This window comes from Terrabacter carboxydivorans (assembly GCF_039532035.1).
GTDB lineage: Bacteria > Actinomycetota > Actinomycetes > Actinomycetales > Dermatophilaceae > Terrabacter > Terrabacter carboxydivorans.
The window spans coordinates 176691-194961 of sequence record NZ_BAAARE010000002.1; the positions used below are offsets into that span (position 1 = coordinate 176691).

An 18271-nucleotide genomic window follows, 5' to 3' on the forward strand; every position below is an offset into this window, starting at 1 on the left:
GGGAGGCAGGTGCCCGGTGACCGTCACGTCGGTCGACGCGGCGGGGTTGGGGCGCCGGCGTGCCGTGGGGCTCGTCACGCCGGCGCTCATCCTCGTCACGGCCTTCCTCGTCGTCCCGGCGGTGTGGACGGTCTACCTCGGCATGACCGACTACCGGCTCACCGGCATCCAGGCGGCCAACCCGCAGTTCGTCGGGCTCGACAACTACCGCGCGGCGCTCGTCGACCCGGACTTCCGCAACTCGCTGTGGCTGACGCTGCTCTTCGTGCTCGGCTCGGCGATCATCGGGCAGACGGTCGCCGGCTTCGCGCTCGCGTGGACCCTGCGCGCGGTGCCGCGCCTCGTCCGTGGCGGGGTCGAGGCGCTCGTCCTGCTGGCCTGGATCCTGCCCAGCTCGATCGTCGCCTTCCTCTGGGTGGCCTACCTCTCCGGTGACGGCGGCACGCTCAACGCCCTGCTGCACACCTCCGGGACCGACTGGCTGCTCGAGCACCCGATGGCCTCGATCATCGTCTTCAACACCTGGCGCGGCACGGCCTTCTCGATGCTGCTCTTCTCCGCCGCCCTCGGCGCGGTGCCGCCGTCACAGCTCGAGTCGGCCCGGCTCGCCGGGGCCGGCACGTTCGCGCAGCTGCGGGACGTCGTGCTGCCCCACATCCGCGGGCACGTGCTGACCAACACGCTGCTCATCAGCCTGTGGACCTTCAACGACTTCTCGCCCTATCTGCTCACGGCGGGCGGCCCCAACCACGCGAGCGAGACGCTGCCCGTCTTCATCTACAACAAGGCGCTCTACGGCGGCCAGCTCGGCTACGGCTCGGCCATCTCCTTCATCATGCTGGTCATCAACCTCGTCATCGCGCTCTTCTACGTGCGCCTGCTCCGGGAGCGACGATGAGCGCGCGGACGAGGACGAGGTCATCCGTGGGGACACCGATCCGCGCCCGTTCGGTCGTGGGGCGTCTCGCGATCGTCGCGTTCGTGGCCGCCGCCATCGCCTTCTGGGCGCTGCCCATGCTCTGGCTCGTCACGGCCCCGTTCAACTCCCACCCGGGGCTCGACGTCAGCTGGCCCGACTGGACGCTCGAGAACTTCCGCAAGCTCTCGGAGAACCCGTACGCGTTCTCCTCCCTCAAGAACTCCGTCTACCTCGCGGTGGGCACCATGCTCGGCGTGACCGCGATGGCGGCGCTCGCGGCATACTCCCTCTCGCGGGTGCGCATCCCGGGACGCAACACGATCCTCTACGGGCTGCTGCTGCTCAGCTCGATCGTCACGGGCACGGCGGCGATGGTGCCGATCTTCCAGCTGATGTTCGCGCTCAACCTCGTCGACGACCGCTCCGGGGTCATCCTCGTGCTGACCGGTGGGCTGCTGCCGGCGGCGATCTTCATCCTCAAGGACTTCATGGACGCGACGCCCAAGTCCTACGAGGAGAGCGCCCGCGTGTTCGGGGCGACGCCGCTGCAGGTGCTGCGGCACGTCGTGCTGCCGATCGTGCGGCCGGGGCTGGCGACGATCGCGGTGTGGGCGCTGGTCAACGTGTGGAGCGACTTCCTCACCTCCTACATCCTGCTGCGTGACCCGACGAAGCTGCCCGCGGGCGTCGTCATGTACACCTTCTACTCCGAGGGCGGGCAGGCGAATCTCCCTCTCATCTCGGCGTTCTCGCTCGTCTACGCGGCGCCGGTCGTGGCGCTCTACCTGTTCGTCAACCGGCGCTACGGGTTCCGCTTCCATGGAGGCATCAAGAGCTGATGGCCAGCATCCACATCGACGGACTGACGAAGGTCTACCCGGGTGACGTCACCGCCATCGACGGGCTCGAGCTGACGGTGGCGGACGGCTCGTTCTTCGCGCTGCTCGGCCCGTCCGGCTGCGGCAAGACGACGCTGCTGCGCACCATCGCCGGGCTCGAGGACGCGACGGGCGGCTCGATCAGCATCGGGGACCGCGACGTCACGCGCCTGACGCCCGGCGACCGCAACGTGGCGATGGTCTTCCAGGACTACGCACTCTTCCCGCACATGAGCGTCACCGACAACATCGCCTACCCGTTGCGCATCAAGAAGGTCGGCCGCTCCGAGCGTGCCGCCAAGGCGCTCGAGACCGGCGAGGGCCTCGGGCTCTCGGCGCTCATGGACCGCCGCCCCGGTGAGCTCTCCGGCGGCCAGCAGCAGCGCGTCGCGCTCGCCCGGGCGATGGCGTGCCAGCCGGACGTCTTCCTCCTCGACGAGCCGCTGAGCAACCTCGACGCCCGCCTGCGGCTCGAGGCGCGCACCTTCCTCAAGCGGCTCCAGCGCGACCTCGACGTCACGACGGTCTTCGTCACCCACGACCAGAGCGAGGCGCTGGCCATGGCCGACCAGATCGCCGTCATGGAGGCCGGCCGCATCCGCCAGCTCGGCACGCCGTCGGAGATCTTCCGCCGGCCCGCCAACACGTTCGTCGCGAACTTCATCGGGTCGACGCCGATGAACATGCTGCCGGGGGAGCTCGTCGGCGGGAAGCTGCGGGTCGGCGACCGGGAGCCGGTCGACGCCCTGGCCGCCGGGTGGGTCGGCGACGGCGCCCGGGACGGCGCCGTCACGGTGGCCTTCCGGCCGGAGTACGCGCGCGTCGACGAGGCAGGGTCGCTCGCCTTCGAGGGCGAGGTCGAGACGAGCGAGAACCTCGGCGCCAGCGTCCTCGTCACCGCCCGCACGCACGACGACCACCGCGTGCAGGCTGTCGTGCCAGAGGGATCCGAGCCCGACCCGGGCTCGACCGTCCGCGTCACGCCCGTCCCCGGGCGGGTGCTCGTCTACGACGAGGACGGCGAGCTGCTGGTGTCATGACGGGCGCGACCACCACGACACTGCTGCGTCTGACGCAGCGCTGGCTGCCGGACGACCGGGCCGAGGCGCAGATCCGCCCGGTCCCCTTCGACGTGCCACGTGAGGTCGGCGCGGTGGAGATCCAGATGACGTATGCCGCCGGGCCGGGCTCCGTGCTCGACCTGGGTCTCGAGGGCCCTCGGGGCTACGTCGGCTGGTCGGGTGGGGCACGTAGCCGTGTCGTCGTCTCACAGGGGTGGGCGACGCCGGGCTACGTGCCCCAGGCGGTGGAGGCCGGCACGTGGTCGGTGCTCGTCGGGCTGCACCGGGTGCCCGTCGACGGGGTGACGATGGAGCTCACGGTGCGGGTCGTCGACGACTCGGTCGTGGGCGAGCACCGGCGTGCCGAGCCGGCGGATCCTCCTGCGGCCGCCGATCCGCCCGCAGAACGTCGGTCGGGCGTGGGTCGCTCGGCCGCACGTCGTGCGGCGCCGGCATCGCGTCTGCCGGACGTGGAGGGGATGCGCTGGCTCGCCGGTGACCTCCACTCGCACACCGTGCACTCCGACGGCGCCCTCTCGGTCGGTGGCCTGGCCGCGCTGGCGGTGTCGCGGGGTCTCGACTTCCTCGCCGTCACCGACCACAACACGACGAGCCACCACGCCCACCTGCCGGCGGCAGCGGCGGCATACGGCATCGTGCTCGTGCCGGGGCAGGAGGTGACCCGCGACGTCGGGCACGCCAACGTGCTCGGCGACGTCGGGCTCGTCGACTTCCGCAGCCCGCCCGAGACGTGGGCGGCCCAGGCCGAGAGCCGCGGCGGCGTGCTGTCGGTCAACCACCCGCTCGCCGCGGACTGTGCCTGGCTGCTGCCCGTCGACCGGCCGGCGGTGGCGGAAGTGTGGCACTCGTCGTGGGCGCAGGTGCCGGGGTGGGGCGCGCCCCTGGCGTGGTGGCTCATGACGCCGGGGACGGTGCCCATCGGCGGGAGCGACTTCCACCAGCACGGCCACGACGGGCTTCCGGGCGCGCCGACGACGTGGGTGCTCGCCGCCGGTGACGACGTGGTCGGCGCCGTGCGGGCCGGGCGGACCGCGGTCAGTGCCTCGGTCGACGGACCGGTCGTGGTCCGTGCGGGTGACGAGTTCGTCGCCGTCGGTGCCGAGGGGCTGCTGCTGACGGGGTCGCGGAGGCCGCGGCGCAGGGTGCTCGATGACCGGTTCAGGTTGCCGGCGTGGTCCGGGCCGTGCTGGCTCGAGGACGAGGCGCGCGTCGTCCACGCCCTCTGCGGCTGACGGACCTCAGCGCTGGGCCGGAGCGCTCACTCGACTCGATACTGGGACGGGCGTCTGGCTCGACGGGTGGGAATGGGACGACGCGGCCACGCACCCTGTTCGCTTGTGGTGGGGGGCGCCCGGTCGACTTTGGGTTTCAAACGACGGGCCACTCGACCTGAGATCGGGACGGGGTTGGGTGAGCGATCGGCCTTCGCCTCGCGACGACGGGGCCACTCGACCTTGACCTTGGGGCCTGCGCTCAGTCGGCCGTGGGTGGGCGCAGGGGTGCGGCGATCTCGACCTTGACGGCCGCGATCTCCCACGGGCGCAGGGGCAGTCGCGCTCGTCCGTCCGCCACCTCGAGCGGGCCCGCACTGTCAGTGGCACCAGCACCAGACTCGTGGGGTCGGCCGAGACCGTCGACCGACTGCGCGGCTGTCACCGGTAGCGTGTCCGACCCGAGCACAGCGACGGTCGGCCGGTCGGACATGTTGACGACGCGAACCTCGACGGCCGTGTCGGCGTCGGCTCGGCGGCGCAGCGAGACGAGCTCGACACCGTCACCGTGCAGGCTCAGTCCCTCGACCGACCGGAGCGGCCGGTCACTGGGGCCGGAGCCTCGGGTCACGACGACCGGGTGGAGGTATGCCTCCGCCGCCTCGGCGACACGCGCCTCGGCCCACGAGCCCTGGTGGGGCATGACGGCGAGCGACACGTGACACGGTCCGAGCGCCTGTGCGTCTGGGGTCGGCAGCTGGGGGCCGGCCGGTTCGCTGCGGTACGGGTGCACATTGCGGCTGAGGTAGCCGATCGAGCGCAGCACCGTCACCGCGAGCTCCGTGCCCCCTGGTTCGTCTCCGCCGCCAGCGCGCCCACCTTCGCGGTCGCCGTCGTCATCGCCGTCGTCCTCGCCGTCGTCCTCGCCGGCGTCGACGACCTCGTACTCCACCGTCCGGCCGAGGAGCACCGCAACCCCGCCCGCGTCGACGAAGCGCTCAGCGGGGAAGGTCGGCAGCGGGTGCTCACCGACGGGGCCCGCCTCTGCGGTGCGGCCGCGCTCGACGACGGCGAGCTGCCCCTGGGCATGCGACACGGCTGCCGGCTCGGCGGTCGGGACGTGCAAGCGCAGCCGGTGGTCGCGGGTGAGGTTCTGCCAGTCGAGCCGAAGCCGGACGAAGGGCTCTCCGGCCCGGAGCTCGACGTGCATCGCCACGGCCGTGGACTCGGTCCGGTCGGATCGTCCCGCAAGGTCGCTCGTGACGGGCAGCTCGTAGCGTCGGTCGACGCGCAGCGCGCCGACCACGGGTCCCTCGCTGCCGAGGGCGGTGACCGTCACCTCCGTCGGCTCGCTGACGAGCACGTCGTGCGCCGGCGGCGCGTAGTTGTAGGAGTCGCCGGGGTCGCCCCCGTCGACGAGCCTTCCGACGCCCCGCAGCGTGATCCCGTCGGCCGACACCGTCAGGGTCCCGTCGTCGGCGACGCGGACCTGGACGAGACCGTTGTCGAGCGCCCGCTCACCCTGTCGTATGCCGCGAGACCGGCCACCGCTCGCCGGCTGGGTCGTCACTTTCGGTTCGGCGGACGTGGTCGGCGCCGTCTGCGCGGTGGTCGCGGTCGTCGCGGCCGATTTGGCCGGCGTGACTGTCGGTTCGGTCGTCGCGGTCGTCGCGGTCGTCGCGGACGGTTCGGACGGCGTGACCGCCGGTTCGGCCGGCGTGGCTGTGGGTTCGGTCCTCGCGGACGCCTCTGTCGTGGTCGTCTCAGTCGGCGGGGCCGGGGTCAGGTCGGCGACTCGGACGGCGGACCAGCCGAGGGCCGGGACGGGGATCGCGGCTGCGAGGCGGCGTCGGGGCTCGTCTGCGGTGACGACGTCCCACACGGCGTCGGGACCGGACTCGGTTGCGGCACTGCGCAGCTGGGCCTCGGCGGCGATCGCGTCGAAGTCGGGGTCGCCGTGGTCGGCGAGGTGGAAGGTCAGGCGCAGGGCCTCGCCGTCGACCTCGATGCGGCTCATCTGAAGGCCGAACAGCTCGCGGTCGTGCACGCGGTGCATGAGCCGCGGCAGGTCGGGCGCGGCGACCATCTCGCGCGCCAGCTCGACCGGAGGCCGCGAGATCTCCTGGGCGGGTACCACGCGCCCGTCGGGCAGTTCGAAGCCGACGCCGACCCAGGGCTCGGGCACGGGCAGCGTGAGCTCGATGACGTCGTCCCGCTGCGCGGCAAGCGGATTCGCGAGGACGACCGCCCCGGCCGGGCTCATCGCCTCGGCTGACGCGAGGGCGCGGTCGCGCACGGCCTGGGCCGCGTGCTCGCCCTCCTGCAGCCGCGCGAGCACCTGCACCGCGGTCTCGTCGACACCGCACCCGGTCACCGAGTCGTGGCACGAGGAGTCGATGACCCGTCGCCAGGCCATCGCCAGGTAGTGCGCCGGCAGCGCCTGCAGGTGCAGCGCCGCGAACGGCTCGGCATAGCGCGTCAGCAGCCGCTCGGTGCGGGCCATCGCCTCCTTGAGCTGCCACCGCGCGGAGAGCACGCCCGGCAGGATGTTGGCCCGGCCGTGGCTGCGCAGCTCACCGTCGACCACGAGCATTGCCTCGCGGGGGTGGCGCGGCTCCGCGAGGTAGTCCGTCAGGGTGGCGACCCGGATGCGCGGCCCGCTCACGGTCGGGTCTGCGTTGCCGCTCACGGTCGGGTCTGCGTTGCCGCTCACGGTCGTGTCTGCGAGCCCACTCGTGGTCGCACCTGCGGTCCCATGCCCGGTCGCCTCTGCCAGGCCGTTCGCGGCTTCGTTCAGCTCTGCCACCTCGGTCATCAGTGACGGGAGGGGCGCCGCGTGGTCGGTGCCGTACATCGCGAGGAAGTCGCCGGCATACGCCTGCGACTGCGTGGCCAGACGGGCGGCCAGGCGTTCGGCGGCCGCGCCGCTGCCGAAGACGTCGGCGGCGTTGCCGTAGCTGTTGACGAGGAACTCGGTGCGGATGCCGATGCCGTCCGGGGAGCGCCACCAGAACTCGTGGCTGTCGACCTCCGCGGGCACGCCGCGGTAGACGACGGCCTGCTCGATGCCGACGTGCCGGAGCAGCTGCGGCATCTGCGCGCAGTGGCCGAACATGTCGGGGAGGTAGCCGATCGGCATGACCGGTCCGAGGCGTGAGGCGTCGGCCCAGCCCATCTCGAGGTTGCGGATCATCGTCTCGCCGGAGCACAGGAACTCGTCCATGAGGACACGCCACGGGCCGATGGCCAGCTGGCCGCGGGCGACGAGGGCGCGCACCGCCTCGGTCTGCTCGGGGCGCACCTCGAGGTAGTCGTCGACCGCGGCCATCTGGCCGTCCATGGTGAACCGAAAGTCAGGCTCGCGCTCAGCCCGGGCGACGACGTCGTCCATGAGGTCGACGAGCCGCAGCCGGAAGCGCTGGAAGGGCTCGTACCACTCACGGTCCCAGTGCGTGTGGGGCACGAGCCACACCGTTGCGGTCATGGCTCACGATCATGTCAGCCGCAGTGCCCGTCGTCGTGGCGAGCGCCGTGGGCAATGCCAGCGCGGGCAGCACGACAACGTCCCGCTGCCGCGGATGCCGTTCGCGCCCGCCGTCGCGAAGAGCCCTGGTGGGCTACGCCGATGCGACGTGCAACGGGTCTAGAGGTCGCCTTCGAGGAACTGGGCGCGGCCGAGGCCGAACGACCAGTCGGCGGGAGTGTTCTCGACGACGGAGACGACGAGGTCGGTCGGGGCCAGACCACAGCGCGACTCGAGCTGCTCGGCGAGGGCGGCGTAGACGGCCTTCTTCTGCTGCTCGTCGCGGCCCTGCTGGGTGATCTGGATGACGACGACGTCGCGGGTGCGCTCGAAGCCGAGGCCGGTGTCGAGGGCGATGATGCGGCCGGGGCGGTGCTCGTGGATGATCTGGTAGCGGTCGCGCTCCGGCGCCGCGAAGTGCTCGACGAGGACGTCCTGGATGGTGTCGGCGAGGGTGCGGAGGTCCTCGTCGGACCGTCCTTCGATGACGTCGATGCGCACGAGGGGCATGGCAGCTTCCTTCTTCTTCTGGGGATCGAGCGTGTGGGGATTGGGCCGGGGGGTGCGGCGTGTGGGTCAGGCGTGTGGGTCGGCGCGGCACACCCGACTCGGCCACGTGGAGAGGGCGCCGCGACCGGCCCTTCTCCTTCGTACCCGACGGGCCTGCGAGGCGTTCCCAGCGTCCAGCGGACATGCCTCAGTCCCCGCCGGCGTGGGCGGGGAGCGGGGCGGGGCAGTCAGGTGTGCCAGGTGACGCCGCGGTCACTGACCGTCGCCTCGAGGTCGCGGTCGTGGACCTCGGTGTGGTGCTTGCGGCAAAGCAGTGCCCCGGTGTCGACGGATGTGTGGCCGCCGCGGGACCAGTGGATCGTGTGGTGGACGTCGCACCAGCTCGCGGGCACGGTGCACCCAGCCCAGGTGCACTCGCGGTCGCGGACGGTGATGGCCAGGCGCTGGGCTCGGGTGTGCAGCCGCTCGCTGCGGCCGACGTCGAGCGGTTGGCTGTCGCCGCCGAGGACCACGGGGATGATCTCCGCGTCGCAGGCCATGCGTCGCACGACGCCGGGCGACAGGACGTCACCCGACAGCGCGGAGCCGGAGCCCGAACGGCGGGAGCCCGTGCGCCGGAACGGCTCCGGGAGGTCGTCGCCGACACTCTCGCGGAGGTCGGAGAGCATGGTGTCGAGGTCGATGAGGACGACGACCTTGGCCTTGTCGGTGGTGGGCACTCCGGCGGCAGACGCGACGCCGCGCTGGACGATCTCGAGCAGCGCGTCCAGCCGCCGCCGCGCGGGGGTGCGTTCGTCCTGCTGGAGGGTGCGGCCGTGCTCGTCCTTCTCGGGTCTGGGCACCGACAGCGGGTCGATGGCGGACTTGAGGATGGCGGCGCCCTCGGGGTCGAGCATCCCGCGCAGCCCGACCATGCCGGTGGCGTTGGGCTGGGTGAACCACAGCCCCCTGGCGTCACGCCGACCGCGGTCGAGGGCGTCCTCGTCGCGGGGTGGCCGCACCTGCTCGGTGTGGTGGCGCACGAGGCGGCTCAGCTCCTCGGGGCGCAGCTGCCGTCCCTGGTCGGTGAGGTCGGCGAGCGCCGTCGCCATGTCGTCGGGGTCGGCGACCGGCGCGGTGCGCGCGTCGAAGTCGACGATCTGCGCCGCGTTGCCGACGGTGACCTGCTGGGTGGCGACGAGCAGCCGCAGCCGGGACCAGCGTGGGTCGGCCAAGGCGGTGCCGACGGCCACGAACGACTTCGCCTGGCCTGCCGTCAGCGAGGCGTCGTGGCTGCGCAGCCAGTCGGCCCGCGACAGTCCGTCAGGAGCGTCGACGCCCCTGGCCACGAGCTCGGAGACGATGTTGACGAGCATGACCTCGTGGTTGCGGCGCTGGCGTGCGACGCGCTCGGCGGCAGCGGTGAGGTCGGCGCTCGCGTGCCGGTCGAGGGCGAAACCGACCAGCGCGTCCACGGCGACCGCCTCGTGCCGCTCGCTGTCGGCACACGTGTCGTCGTGCGCTGCGGCCTGCTCGGACGTGGCCTCGATCCAGGCGGGGTCGTCGACCATCTCGCGCCACTCCGCCTCGGTGAGCGGCCGCACGTTGCCGGGGTCGAGCGCCGCCAGGCTCTCGCTCGACCACTCGGACCACGGGCCGTGCGCGGCGGTGACCGGACGCGTCTCCGGTGCGACGCGACGTGCCTGCCGGCGGCTGCCGTTCGACGAGCCCGGGGGCTCGGAGCAGGCGTCGGGCTCGGACGAGGGTGACGGCATACGTCCCGCGAAGCGCTCCCAGAAGTCGCTCGCAGACGTGCCACCGCTGGAGCGCTGCCGCGCCACCATGTCGGCGAGCCGGCCCCTCAGGAGCTCGAGCACGTCTGCGTCCTCTGCCATGAGACGACACTACGGGCGACCACCGACAGTGCCTTCGGCACGACGAGTGCGCCGAGGAGCGCGACCCCGGGGCCTGTCGGGCGGCCCGGCTGCCGTGACAGGGTGGAGGCGTGTTTCGTCTACCTGAGGCCTGGGTGTGGGACTTCTGGACCGTCGACGACGGCGAGCAGTACCACCTGTTCTTCCTCTACGCGTCACGCGCGCTCAAGGACCCGCACGCGCGGCACTACCGCGCCTCGATCGGTCACGCGGTCTCGCGTGACCTGGTCAATTGGGAGCGGGTCGTCGACGCGCTCGTGCGCTCGGACGCGCCGGCCTTCGACGACCTCGCGACGTGGACCGGGTCGGTCGTGCGGCACCCGGACGGGCGCTGGTTCATGTTCTACACCGGGGCCTCGCTCAACGACTCGGGCGCCAACGTGCAGTCCATCGGGTATGCCGTCTCGACCGACCTCATGACGTGGGACAAGGCGCCCGGGCCGGTGCTGCAGGCTGACGGCCGCTGGTACGAGAGGTACGCGCCGCCGCCGGAGGGGAACTGGCACGACGAGGCGTTCCGCGACCCCTGGGTGCTCGCCGACCCGGGCGGGGACGGCTGGCACATGCTCATCACGGCGCGCTCCGCGGCCGGCCCGGTCGATGACCCGTCGGACACGGTCGACCGCGGTGTCGTGGGGCACGCGTGGTCGGCGGACCTCGAGCACTGGGAGCTGCGCGAGCCGCTGGCCGAGCCGGGGCAGGGCTTCGGGCAGCTCGAGGTGTTGCAGCCCTTCGTCGTCGGCGGGCGGCAGGTGCTGCTCTTCAACTGCCTCGCCGGCGACGCGTCGGACCGCCTCAGGGCGACCGGCACCGAGGGCGGGGTCTGGATCGCCGAGGCCGAGACGCCGCTCGGGCCCTACGACATCGCCGGCGCACGACGCATCGACGACCCGAGCCTCTACGTCGGCAAGTTCGTCACCGTGCGCGGGACCGGCGAGACGAGGTTCCTGGCGTTCCGCAACGAGACCGGTGGCGCGTTCGTCGGGGAGATCACCGACCCGTATGCCGTCACCTGGGACGGCGACCGCCTGGTCCTCGACCCGCTGGGCCACTGACTCACTCGTAGCGCGCCGCCCGTAGCGCGCCGCGGCCCGTCGCCCTCCGCGCCCGCCCCGCCCTCGCTGACGCGCTCAGCGAGGGCTCGGTCCTGGGCTTAGCGGGTCGCCGCGTTCTTCCTCGCGGAGGCCGGGGCGGTGGGACCGTGGACGGATGAGGGTGCTCTTCGCGGCCCTGCCGGCGCACGGACACACCTACCCGCTCGTGCCGCTCGCGGCGGCGTTCCAGGACCTGGGCGCCGACGTGCTCTTCGCCACGGGGTCGCAGTTCGACGGGAGGCTGCCGGTGCCGACGACGCTCGGCGCCGAGCCGGGGTGGCGGTTCGCGGACGCGCACGCCGAGGCGTTCGCGACGATGCCGAAGGGCCGTCCGCCGTCCGACGACTTCGCCCGCGTGCTCTTCGTCGACGTCGCGAGCCCGCACCTGCTCGAGCCGACCTGCGCGGTGGTCGACCAGTGGCGGCCAGACCTCGTCGTCGTCGAGCAGACCGACGTCGCAGGCGTCGTCGCGGCTCGGCAGATCGGGGCTCCGACAGCGCTCTTCAGCGTCGTCGGGTGGGGGCCGCGGTGGGACGGCGTCTACGCCGCGGCGCTCTCACGGTGGGGCGCGCGGATGCGCGGCACCGACGGCTCGCCCGTGAGCTCGGTGGCTGAGGTGGCCGACGTCTACCTCGAGGCGCACCCGGTCTTCCTCCGCGAGGCGGGGGAGGGCTCGCACGACGCGGCGTTCGGCTCGCACCCGCCCTTCCCGACGCTCGAGCTGGCGCCGCGCGCGTGGTCCGAGCCAGGCCCTCCCGTGCCGGACTGGCTGACGGGAGAACGGCGCCCGGGCGACCCGCCGCGGGTGCTGTTGACGCTGGGGACGGTCTTCGGCAACAGCGAGAAGCTGCTCGCGGTCGCAGACGAGGTGGCCGCTGCGGGCTGCGAGGTGCTGGCCGTGACCGGGCGGTCAGACCTGGCCGAGGAGGTCGCGCACGAGCACCCGGCCGTGCACGTCGAGCCGTTCGTCGACCAGGTGTCGGTGCTCGGCCACGTCGACCTCGTGGTGCACCACGGCGGCTCCGGCACGGTGCTCGGGGCGGTCCAGCACGGCCTGCCGCAGGTCGTCGTGCCGCAGGGCGCCGACCAGTTCTGGAACGGCAACCGCCTCGTCGAGCAGGGCGCGGCGCGGGTCGTGCTGCCCGGTGATCCTCCCGGCAGCGTCCGCGAGGCGGTCACGGCGCTCGTCGACCCGGCGGCGCCCGAGCGGGCCGGCGCGCAACGGCTGAGGGACCACCTGCGCGAGCTGCCCGAGCCGGCCGCCGTGGCAGCGGAGCTCATGCGCGGCTGGGCGCCCGACGCCCGGGCCTGACGCGGGTCGTCGTCGGGTCGTCGTCGGGTCGTCGTCGGGTCGTCGTCGGGCGACCCCGTACGAGGTGTGCGGCGCGCGCCCGGCTAGAGGCCGACCGACCCCTGCATGATCCCGCCGTCGACGAAGACCGTCGTGGCCGTCGCATAGCCGGCGCGGTCCGAGGCGAGGAAGACGACCGTCTCGGCGATCTCCTCCGGCTTGGCGACGCGTCGCAGCGGGATCGCCGCGTCGAGGGCGGCCAGCTTGCCCGGGTCGGCGGTCGTCGTGGCGTTGATCGGGGTGTCGACGGCGCCGGGCCCGACGCCGACGACGCGGACGCCGTGCTCCCCGAGCTCGACGCCCGCGGTGCGCGTCAGCATCCGCATGCCGCCCTTGCTGACGCAGTAGGGGGTGTTGCCGGGCATCGGCCAGTCCTCGTGCACGGAGGTGACGTTGACGATGACGCCGCCGCCGCCCTGGGCGATGATCTGCTTCGCGGCGAGCTGGCTGCCGAAGAAGGCGCTCTTGAGGTTGATCGCGAGCACCCGGTCGTAGGCGTCCTCGTCGGTGTCGAGCAGCGACGTGCGCGTCTCGATGCCGGCGTTGTTGACCCACACGTCGATGCGGCCGTATGCCGTCACCGCCGCGTCGACGAGGCGGCGCAGGTCCTCGACCTTGCTGACGTCGGCGTCGACGCTGATCGCCTCGGAGCCCCCGCGGGTGATGACGTCGTCGACGGACTGGGCGTCCTCGGGCCGGGTCACGTAGTCGACGACGACCTTGGCGCCCTCGCGTCCGGCGACCTCGCAGATGGCGGCGCCGATGCCGCTGTTGCCGCCGGTGACGACGACGACCTTGTCCTGGAGCAGCATGATCAGTTCTCCTCGGGTGCTGGGGGTGCTGGGGGTGGTGTGGATGACGCGGGTGCCGGCGGCGCCGCTGGTGGCGAGGCCGGGTGTGGCGAGGCCGGCGGTGGCGAGGCCGGCGGTGGGGGCGGCGCGTGGAGGCGGCCATCGGGCGAGCAGATGAGGTGGGCGACGAGCGCGGTCCAGCCGGTCTGGTGCGAGGCTCCGAGGCCGCGGCCGGTGTCGCCGTGGAAGTACTCGCTGAACGTCGGGTGGTCGGTCCACAGCGGCCCGGGGCCTTGGTCGCGCGGATGGCTGGGCGGTGGCCCGTCGGGGCCGGGTCGGAAGAGCGAGACGAGGCGGCGCTGGAGCTCGTCGGCGACCTCGGCGAGCGTCGCGGTGCGCCCGGACCCGCGGGGCAGCTCGACGGTGAGCGCGTCGCCGAGTCCCTCGGCGTGCCGGCGCAGCGCGCTGACGATGAGCACGTTGACCGGCATCCACACGGGGCCGCGCCAGTTGGAGTTGCCTCCGAAGAGGCCCGTCGTGGACTCGCCGGGGTCGTAGCGGATGCCGAGGTCGCGGTCGCCGACGTGCTCGCTGAACCCGTCGCGGTAGGCCGCCGACAGCGAGCGCACCCCGTGCGGCGAGAGCAGCTGGTCCTCGTCGAGCATCACCTCGAGCAGCCGGGCCAGGCGGGTCGGGTCGAGCAGGCGCAGCAGGCGGTGCACGTCGGGCCGATCGGTGGTGCCGGCAACGGCGTTGAGCAGCTCGGGGCGGTTGGACTGGAGCCAGCTCAGGTGCGTCCCGAGCGTCGGCAGGGTGGCCGTCGCCCACGTCGGCAGCAGGTCGACGGCGAGCAGCGGCAGCAGTCCCACGAGCGACCGCACGCGCAGCTGCACGGTCTCGCCGGTGTCGCAGACGAGCGCGTCGTAGAAGAAGCCCTCCTCGTCGTTCCACAGCGAGATGCCCTGGCTGCCGAAGCTCTCCATGGCCTCGGCGATGCCACAGAAGCGCTCGAGGAAGGTGGTGACGAGGTCGCCGTAGGCGGCATCGCGGCGCGACAGCTCGAGGGCGATGCGCAGGAGCGAGAGCGTGTTGAAGGCCATCCAGGCGGTCGCGTCGGACTGCTCGAGACGCCACCCCGCGGGTACGTCACGCGACCGGTCGAAGAGGCCGATGTTGTCCATCCCGAGGAAGCCCCCGGCATACAGGTTCGACCCGTCAGGGTCCTTGCGGTTCTGCCACCACGCGTAGTTGAGGAGCAGCTTGTCGAGGATGCGCACGAGGAAGGCGTGGTCGCGCGCGCCGTCGATGACGTAGACCTGCCAGGCCGCCCAGGCGTGGACGGGAGGGTTGACGTCGCCGAACGCCCACTCGTATGCCGGGAGGGCGCCGTCGGGGCCCTGTGCCCACTCGCGGGTGAGCAGGAGCAGCTGGTCCTTGGCGAAGTCGGGGTCGACGTGGGCGAGCGTGACGCAGTGGAAGGCGAGGTCCCACGTGGCGAACCACGGGTACTCCCACTCGTCGGGCATCGAGACGACGTCGGCGAGGGCGAGGCTGCGCCAGGCGGTGTTGCGGCCGCCGGGTGCGGTGCGCTCGGCCGGCGGGGGCGGCTGGCCCGGGTCGCCGGCGAGCCAGTCGCGCACCGAGTAGCGGTAGTGCTTGCGGCCCCAGAGCAGCCCGGCGAAGGCGCGGCGCGCGATGTGGCGGTCGGGCTCGTCGGCGCTCGCGGGGATGACGGCCGCGTAGAAGGCGTCGGCCTCGGCGCGGCGGGCGGCGAGGACGGTGTCGAAGGCGGTGGCGGTGCCGGCGGTCTTGGCGTCGGCGTTGGCGTCGGCGGCGCTTTGGGTGTCGGCGGCGAAGGGCGCGTCGTCGTGGCCCGGTCCGCGGAGGCGGAGGCGCAGGCGGACCGAGGCGCCGGGTGCGACGGCGTCCCAGGAGCGGACGATGGCGGCCTTGGTGCCGGTGTGGTCGGGGTTGAGGCCGGAGGTGTCGCCGTGGACGACGGCGCGGTCGATGCCGTCCTTGGGCCAGGGCGTGCGGTTGGCTGGTGACCCGTAGAGGGCGACGTCGTTGGTCTCGTTGTCGCAGAAGAGCGCTCGCGCCTCGGGGGCCTCGACGTGGAGCGTCAGGGTGCCGAGGAAGGCGTGCGTGGCCTCGAGCGTCGGCCCGGCGGCGGGGTCGGCTGCGGGGTCGGTCGCGGGATCGGTTGCGGGGTCGGCGTCGAGCTGGCGGATCGAGGGCGTGCGGTCGTCGCGGCCCCAGGCCCACGTGTTGCGGAACCACAGCTGCGGCACGAGGTGCAGCGGCGCCTGGTCGGGCCCTTGGTTGGTCGCGACGATCTCGACGCAGATGTCGTCCGGGGCGGCCTTGGCGTGCGTCACGGTGATGTCGAAGAAGCGGTTGTCGTCGAGCGCGCCGGTGTCGGAGAGCTCGAACTCAGCCAGGTCGCGACCGCGCGACGCGTTCTCGGCGACGAGGCCGGCATACGGGAAGGCGGCCTGCGGGTAGCGGTAGAGCGCCTGCGCCCAGGAGTGAGTGGGGGTGGCGTCGAGGTGCCACCAGTACTCCTTGGCGTCCTCGCCGTGGTTGCCCTGCGGGTTGGTCAGGCCGAAGAGGCGCTCCTTGAGGCGGTCGTCGGCGCCGTTCCACGCGGCGAGACCCAGGTTGAGGAACCCGTGGCTGTCGCTGAGGCCGGCGATGCCGTCCTCGCCCCACCGGTAGGCGCGCAGGTGCGCGTGGTCGAAGGGGAAGTAGGCCCAGGCGTCGCCGTCGGCGGAGTAGTCCTCGCGGACGGTGCCCCACTGTCGCGCAGGCAGGTACGGGCCCCAGAGGCGCCAGTCCGCGCTGCCCTCGCGCGCCGCGCGCAGGCGCTGGTGCTCGGCCGTGTCGTCGCTGCCCCCTGCCACCATGGGGGCACCCTAGGCCAGCAGTCCGAGGGTGGCCTGAGGTTCGGCTCCACGCCCGTGCCGAACCGGTGACGCGGCTCGCCGGCGCAGCCATGCCGCCGCCCCGCCGGTGCGGGAGGGGGTCGGGGGAGGCGGCGTCGGGACGCTTCTGGGAGCATGCACCTTGCGACATCTCCCAGACGGCGGCGCAGCTCTCAGCCGAGAGCCTCCGCCCGCAGAAACGGCCAACCGGCTGTCGCCCAGCAACCGAAGGGACCACCATGAGTCCGCAGTCGAGCAGGCCGGCCGGGCCGCCGGCCCGGAAGCAGGCCCCGACCACCTCGCACCTCCCTGTCGTGCCGTCCCGTCAGGGGCGTGGGGCGTGAGCGGGGGCGGCGGTCGCCGGCAGCAGTCCCGCGGGCGGGGACGGGGCTCGCGACGCTCCTCGGACCTGCCCACCCTGCCGGCCGACGGCCTGCGCATCGTGCCCCTCGGCGGCCTGGGTGAGATCGGGCGCAACATGACGGTCTTCGAGCACGCCGGACGGCTGCTCATCGTCGACTGCGGCGTCCTGTTCCCGGAGGAGCACCAGCCCGGCGTCGACGTGATCCTGCCCGACTTCTCGTGGATCCGGGACCGTCTCGACAAGGTCGATGCGATCGTGCTGACGCACGGCCACGAGGACCACATCGGCGGAGTGCCCTACCTGCTGCGGGAGCGACCGGACATCCCGGTCGTCGGCTCGCGCCTCACGCTCGCCTTCCTCGAGGCGAAGCTGCAGGAGCACCGCATCAAGCCCGTCACGGTCCGGGTGAGCGAGGGCGACCGGCGTTCCTTCGGGCCCTTCGACTGCGAGTTCGTCGCCGTCAACCACTCGATCCCCGACGGGCTCGCCGTCGCGATCCGCACCGCCGCCGGCCTCGTGCTGCACACCGGCGACTTCAAGATGGACCAGTTCCCGCTCGACGGTCGGGTGACCGATCTGCGCGCCTTCGCCCGCTTGGGCGAGGAGGGCGTGGACCTCTTCCTCGTCGACTCGACGAACGCGGAGGTCCCGGGCTTCACCGTGTCGGAGGGCGAGCTGTCACCCGCCATCGAGGCGGTCTTCCGGACCACCCCCGGCCGGGTCATCGTGTCGAGCTTCGCGAGCCACGTACACCGCATCCAGCAGGTGCTCGACGCGGCCCGCGACCACGGCCGGAAGGTCGCGTTCGTCGGTCGGTCGATGGTGCGCAACATGGGGATCGCCGCCGACCTCGGCTACCTCGACATCCCCAAGGGCCTCGTCGTCGACCTCAAGCAGCTCGAGCGCCTCCCGGCGAACCAGATCGCGATGATCTGCACCGGGTCGCAGGGCGAGCCGCTCGCCGCCCTGTCGCGGATGGCGCGGCGTGACCACCCCATCCGGATCACGGAGGGTGACACCGTGCTGCTCGCCAGCTCCCTGATCCCCGGCAACGAGAACGCCATCTACCGCGTCATCAACGAGCTGACCCGCTGGGGCGCCAACGTCGTGCACAAGGGCAACGCGAAGGTCCACGTCTCCGGCCATGCCAGCGCCGGCGAGCTCGCCTACTGCTACAACATCGTCCAGCCCTCCAACGTGCTGCCCGTCCACGGCGAGTGGCGCCACCTGCGGGCCAACGCCGACATCGCCATCCGCACCGGCGTCGACCCGACCCGGGCCCTCATCGGGCACGACGGCGCCGTCGTCGACCTCGTCGACGGCCAGGCGAAGATCACCGGCTCGATCCCCGCGGGGCTCGTCTACGTCGACGCCATGACCGTCGGCGGCGCGACCGAGGAGTCCCTGCACGTGCGCCGGACGCTCGCCGAGGAGGGCGTCATCACCGTCGTCTGCATCGTCGACGCCGACACCGGCAAGCTCGTCGAGGAGCCCGACTACCTCGCCCACGGCTTCGAGCACGAGCCCGGCGACTTCGCCAAGGCCACCCCGGCCATCCAGAAGGCCCTGACGACCGCCACCAAGGAGGGCATCGACGACATCGAGCAGGTCGAGGACCTGGTGCGCCAGGCCATGTCCAACTGGGTCCACCGCCAGGCCCGCCGCAGCCCCCTGATCATCCCCGTCATCGTGGACGCGTAAACGGCTCGGC

Annotated in this window: 12 protein-coding genes; 7 read left to right on the forward strand and 5 right to left on the reverse strand. The window is 72.7% G+C overall.

Annotated elements, in window-relative coordinates; genetic code table 11:
- Positions 1-16: 16 nt before the first annotated feature.
- From ABD297_RS02775 to ABD297_RS02790, 4 genes are read left to right on the forward strand one after another with little or no spacing between them, the layout of a single operon-like run.
- A complete protein-coding gene (locus ABD297_RS02775; RefSeq protein ID WP_344252753.1) occupies positions 17-898 on the forward strand; it encodes a carbohydrate ABC transporter permease in 882 nt (293 codons plus the stop codon).
- Between the two features lie 26 nt (positions 899-924).
- Positions 925-1758, forward strand: coding sequence for an ABC transporter permease subunit (locus ABD297_RS02780; RefSeq protein WP_344252756.1), 834 nt, complete (start codon positions 925-927; stop codon positions 1756-1758).
- Entirely contained in the window at positions 1758-2837 is a 1080-nt protein-coding gene (locus ABD297_RS02785; protein ID WP_344252758.1) for an ABC transporter ATP-binding protein, read from the forward strand. Before ABD297_RS02780 ends, ABD297_RS02785 begins: the two co-directional genes overlap by 1 nt.
- Complete coding sequence (locus ABD297_RS02790; RefSeq protein ID WP_344252760.1) at positions 2834-4111, forward strand: CehA/McbA family metallohydrolase; 1278 nt, start codon at positions 2834-2836, stop codon at positions 4109-4111. Before ABD297_RS02785 ends, ABD297_RS02790 begins: the two co-directional genes overlap by 4 nt.
- A gap of 241 nt (positions 4112-4352) precedes the next feature.
- Here ABD297_RS02790 and ABD297_RS02795 read toward each other — a convergent pair whose 3' ends face one another.
- The 3 genes from ABD297_RS02795 to ABD297_RS02805 form a co-directional block, all read right to left on the reverse strand.
- Positions 4353-7574 (reverse strand): glycoside hydrolase family 38 N-terminal domain-containing protein, encoded by a 3222-nt coding sequence (locus tag ABD297_RS02795; RefSeq protein ID WP_344252762.1) that lies wholly within the window; start codon positions 7572-7574, stop codon positions 4353-4355.
- Between the two features lie 159 nt (positions 7575-7733).
- The gene (locus ABD297_RS02800; protein WP_344252764.1) at positions 7734-8123 is read right to left on the reverse strand and encodes a tautomerase family protein; all 390 of its coding nucleotides are present in this window, start codon (positions 8121-8123) and stop codon (positions 7734-7736) included.
- 227 nt (positions 8124-8350) lie between these two features.
- A complete protein-coding gene (locus ABD297_RS02805) occupies positions 8351-9997 on the reverse strand; it encodes an HNH endonuclease signature motif containing protein (protein WP_344252766.1) in 1647 nt (548 codons plus the stop codon).
- A 110-nt stretch (positions 9998-10107) separates the two neighbouring features.
- Here ABD297_RS02805 and ABD297_RS02810 point away from each other — a divergent pair, with 110 nt between their 5' ends.
- Positions 10108-11091 carry a glycoside hydrolase family 68 protein gene (locus ABD297_RS02810; RefSeq protein ID WP_344252767.1) on the forward strand — a complete coding sequence of 328 codons (984 nt, stop codon included), beginning with the start codon at positions 10108-10110 and terminating at the stop codon, positions 11089-11091.
- Between the two features lie 154 nt (positions 11092-11245).
- Positions 11246-12442 carry a glycosyltransferase gene (locus tag ABD297_RS02815; RefSeq protein WP_344252768.1) on the forward strand — a complete coding sequence of 399 codons (1197 nt, stop codon included), beginning with the start codon at positions 11246-11248 and terminating at the stop codon, positions 12440-12442.
- A gap of 83 nt (positions 12443-12525) precedes the next feature.
- Here the strand turns inward: ABD297_RS02815 and ABD297_RS02820 are convergent, their stop codons facing one another.
- Both ABD297_RS02820 and ABD297_RS02825 read right to left on the reverse strand, forming a co-directional pair.
- Entirely contained in the window at positions 12526-13293 is a 768-nt protein-coding gene (locus tag ABD297_RS02820; RefSeq protein ID WP_344252770.1) for an SDR family NAD(P)-dependent oxidoreductase, read from the reverse strand.
- Between the two features lie 2 nt (positions 13294-13295).
- Positions 13296-16178, reverse strand: a complete 2883-nt coding sequence (locus ABD297_RS02825) for an MGH1-like glycoside hydrolase domain-containing protein (RefSeq protein WP_344252771.1) — start codon at positions 16176-16178, stop codon at positions 13296-13298.
- A gap of 358 nt (positions 16179-16536) precedes the next feature.
- Here ABD297_RS02825 and ABD297_RS02830 point away from each other — a divergent pair, with 358 nt between their 5' ends.
- Entirely contained in the window at positions 16537-18261 is a 1725-nt protein-coding gene (locus ABD297_RS02830) for a ribonuclease J (protein WP_344252773.1), read from the forward strand.
- Positions 18262-18271: the final 10 nt, after the last annotated feature.

Coding starts and splice junctions, on each gene's coding strand:
- ABD297_RS02785 (WP_344252758.1), top strand. CDS start 1,758: ATGGCCAGCATCCACATCGACGGACTGACGAAGGTCTACCCGGGTGAC.
- ABD297_RS02790 (WP_344252760.1), top strand. CDS start 2,834: ATGACGGGCGCGACCACCACGACACTGCTGCGTCTGACGCAGCGCTGG.
- ABD297_RS02795 (WP_344252762.1), bottom strand. CDS start 7,574: ATGACCGCAACGGTGTGGCTCGTGCCCCACACGCACTGGGACCGTGAG.
- ABD297_RS02800 (WP_344252764.1), bottom strand. CDS start 8,123: ATGCCCCTCGTGCGCATCGACGTCATCGAAGGACGGTCCGACGAGGAC.
- ABD297_RS02805 (WP_344252766.1), bottom strand. CDS start 9,997: ATGGCAGAGGACGCAGACGTGCTCGAGCTCCTGAGGGGCCGGCTCGCC.
- ABD297_RS02815 (WP_344252768.1), top strand. CDS start 11,246: ATGAGGGTGCTCTTCGCGGCCCTGCCGGCGCACGGACACACCTACCCG.
- ABD297_RS02820 (WP_344252770.1), bottom strand. CDS start 13,293: ATGCTGCTCCAGGACAAGGTCGTCGTCGTCACCGGCGGCAACAGCGGC.
- ABD297_RS02825 (WP_344252771.1), bottom strand. CDS start 16,178: ATGGTGGCAGGGGGCAGCGACGACACGGCCGAGCACCAGCGCCTGCGC.